At 64.1% G+C, this 2521-nt stretch carries 3 protein-coding genes; 1 reads left to right on the forward strand and 2 read right to left on the reverse strand.

Features of this window, described 5'->3' with window-relative positions; translation table 11 throughout:
- On the forward strand, positions 1-498 hold a 498-nt coding region (locus HX786_RS30475), incomplete at its 5' end, for an SDR family oxidoreductase (RefSeq protein ID WP_178913027.1).
- On the opposite strand, the gene HX786_RS30480 is transcribed toward HX786_RS30475, so the two are convergent.
- Together HX786_RS30480 and HX786_RS30485 are read right to left on the reverse strand one after the other, a co-directional pair.
- Positions 495-1499 (reverse strand): LacI family DNA-binding transcriptional regulator, encoded by a 1005-nt coding sequence (locus HX786_RS30480; protein WP_087694790.1) that lies wholly within the window; start codon positions 1497-1499, stop codon positions 495-497. The genes HX786_RS30475 and HX786_RS30480 overlap by 4 nt on opposite strands.
- A gap of 51 nt (positions 1500-1550) precedes the next feature.
- The gene (locus tag HX786_RS30485) at positions 1551-2414 is read right to left on the reverse strand and encodes a LysR family transcriptional regulator (protein WP_008430591.1); all 864 of its coding nucleotides are present in this window, start codon (positions 2412-2414) and stop codon (positions 1551-1553) included.
- Positions 2415-2521 lie beyond the last annotated feature (107 nt).

Raw genomic sequence — 2521 nt, forward strand, 5'->3', positions numbered from 1 at the left:
CTGGTCAACTGCGCCGGCATTTCCCGCCTGGAACCCGCCGCGGCCATCAGCGCCGAAGCCTTCGACCAGGTGATGAACGTCAACGCCCGCGCCGCTGCCCAGGTCGCCAGCCGTATCGCTGCGGCGATGATTGAAGCGAAGATTCCCGGCAGCATCGTCAACGTCTCAAGCCAAGCCTCGCTGGTAGCCCTGGACGATCACCTCGGCTACTGCGCCTCCAAGGCCGCACTGGACGCCATCACCCGTGTGCAATGCGCCGAATGGGGCCGCTTCGGGATTCGCGTCAACAGCGTCAACCCCACCGTCACCCTCACGCCCATGGCACAGATGGCCTGGTCGGCGCCCGCCAAACGCGACCCGGCATTGGCGGCGATTCCCCTGGGGCGATTTGCCGAAACGGCGGAAGTGGCCCTGCCGGTGTTGTTCCTGCTGAGCGATGCCGCCAGCATGATCAGCGGCGTCAGCCTGCCGATCGACGGCGGCTACACCAGCCGCTAGCCGTTCTCCAGCTTGCCGGCGATCACCACCTTGTCCCGCGGTTTGTGCGGGTCTTCGAGACGATCCAGCAGCAGCCGCACCGCGCTGCTGCCGGCCAGTGACGCGTCGTGGGCCACGCAGGCGATCGGCACGCCGAAGATATCGGCAAAGGGCAGGCGGTCGATGCCGCAGATGGTCAGGCTGTCATGGGGGATGTTGTGCATGCGCAGCGCACGCAGTGCGCCCAGGGTGATCAACTGGTTGAAGCCCATGATCGCGTCCGGCGCCGAGTGTTCGGCCAGGTAGTCGAGGGTGTGCAGGTAGGAGGGCATCAGCGTGTAGTCACCGGCACACACTTCGACCTGCACCTGCGGGTGCTCGGCCAGGACTTCTTTGAGGCCCTTGAGGCGTTCCATGGTGATGCGCGAATGCTCCGGCCCGGTCAGCACCAGCAGGCGCTTGAGATTCGGGGTTTGCCGCACCAGGTACTGCGCCGCCTCGATGCCGCTGTGATAGTTGTCCAGCACCACGCGGCTGAACGGGCTGTCGTGGATCGTGCGATCGAGCAGCACCACCGGCGTCTTGCCGTTACCCAGGCGCTCCAGATAGTCCGGCTGGTAGCTGGGCTCGTCGGAGACCGGCGACAGGATGATCCCCGCCACGCGGTAGCCCAGCAGCGTGTCGACTGCCTTGCTTTCCAGTTCTTCCAGTTCGTCGGTATCCACCAGCATGATGGTGTAGCCGTGCTTTTTCGCCTCGCGGGAAATCGCCTTGATCATCTCGCTGTAGAAGGGGTTGTCGACCGAAGCGGTGATCACGCCGATGATCAGGCTTTCACTGCGCTTGAGCCCGCGGGCAAAGGCGTTGGGCACATAGTCCAGCTCCCGCGCCACTTCGAGAATCCGCGCCAGGGTGGCGGGCTTGACCAGGTCGGGTTTGCTCAGCGCCCGGGACACCGTGATGGTGGTCATGTTGACCCGTTTGGCGATGTCGCTGATGGTGACGGACTTTTTCTTGTTCATCGGCAGGGGGGAACCAGGAGAAAACAACCTGAGGCTACCATGGGCACGGCTTCAAATCACCGGATCCCAGCGCTGCGACCAATCCTTTTCGGCCTCCACCACCGCCCGCAGCAACCCCAGCGCCTGCTGCAAAACCGCCGAGTCGCGCTCGCGGGAATACACCAGGTACGTCGGGAAGCTGAACTCCGGCGCCTTGGGCACCCGTTCCATCACACCGCTGTCGAGGTAGCTCTGTACGACCCGCGTGCGGAAATACCCGGCACCGCCGTTTTCCAGGATGTACTGCAACGCCAGTGGCCCCAGATTGAAACTCAGGGCTGCGCGGGCCTTGTCCGGCAGTGCGGCGTCGTGCTGCTGGCGAAAGCCCTGGCCCCAGTCGATATACACGTAGGGCTCGGGCCGGGCGGCCAGTTGCACCAGGATCAGTTTTTCTTCCAGCACCTGCTCCACCTGCAACCCCGGCCAGTATTGCGGCTGGAACACCAAGGCGGCGTCCAGCACCCCCAGCTCCAGTTGGCGCAACAGGTACTCGCCTTCGCGAATCTCGGTGCGCAAGGCATGACCGGGGATGTGTTCACGCAAGGCCTGGGCCCAGCCGAGCATCAGCGGGTTGCACAGGCTGACTTCGCCACCGATGTGCAGCACGTTGCGGTAGCCGTCGGGTAATGGCAGGTCGCGGCGTGCGGCTTCCCAGGTCTGGACAAGCTGGTTGGCGTAGACCACGAACGCCTCGCCGTCCGGGGTCAGGCGGGCACCGGCGCGGTTGCGCACGAACAGGGTGCTGTTGAGCTGGCTTTCGAGGTTTTTGACCCGGGCGGTGATTGCCGTCTGGGTGACGTGCAGTTTCTCGGCCGCCGCGGCGAGGCTGCCGCAGCGGGTGATTTCGAGGAAGGTGCGTGCCAGTTCGATGTCCATGAAACCCCCTTGGATGATAGGAGGCATTGTAGGGGCTGATGATTGGAATACGGACAAAAATGTGGGAGCGGGCTTGCTCGCGAAGGCGGTGTGTCAGTCAAGATATC

The sequence above is a fragment of the Pseudomonas sp. 21615526 genome (assembly GCF_013386245.1).
In the GTDB taxonomy this organism is placed as follows: Bacteria; Pseudomonadota; Gammaproteobacteria; order Pseudomonadales; family Pseudomonadaceae; genus Aquipseudomonas.